The 618-nt window shown below is 48.1% G+C and carries 1 protein-coding gene and 1 pseudogene; both read right to left on the bottom strand.

Features of this window, described 5'->3' with window-relative positions; all coding sequences use genetic code 11:
* Positions 1 to 192: pseudogene (locus R7R24_RS28205) on the bottom strand (rod shape-determining protein RodA); the annotation flags it as partial.
* A partial coding sequence (locus R7R24_RS28210; protein WP_318120379.1) for a penicillin-binding transpeptidase domain-containing protein occupies positions 192 to 618 on the bottom strand: 427 nt, incomplete at its 5' end. The gene R7R24_RS28210 and the pseudogene R7R24_RS28205, both read right to left, overlap by 1 nt.

Below are 618 nucleotides of genomic sequence, written 5' to 3' on the forward strand. Positions count from 1 at the left end.
CACCTTCACGACAAGAGACAATACCATGCGCATTGCTTGGCGATCCATCATCTCCAAACTTTGTCCGCTGGCACTGTACATGATCACAAGACCAAAACCCATTAAAGCAAAGATGCCGAGTAGGAGGGGCAAGTCGATATGGAAGCGCTCAAACAAGGCGCGGTTTTTACCTGTAGAGGGATCCATCTTCATTAGCGTGTAACCTCTTTTTGCGCGTTGGTTTTGTCATCTTCTGGTTTGATTTCTTCTGGGCCAAGTACCACTCGGTCAAAGATTTTTCTCGCCATTGGACCACCGTTACTTGAGCCACCGCCTGCGTTTTCTAGCACGAGAGTAACGATAACTTTTGGATCGTCAAACGGAGCAAAGCCCGTAAACAGGGCGTGGTCACGCAAGTGTTCCGCGATTTCATCTGCGTTGTATTCTTCGTTCTCGCCCAAGCCAAAGACCTGCGCTGTACCTGATTTACCGGCTGTCTGGTAGCTCATATTGTAGAAAGAACGACGAGCTGTACCACGAGTACCATGGTTTACACGGCGCATACCTTCTTTCGCAATATCCCAGTATTTTTCTGGCACATTTTGAATCGGTGGGTAGGTTACGTATTCAGAGGTTTCT

The organism is Vibrio sp. 704, from assembly GCF_033339295.1.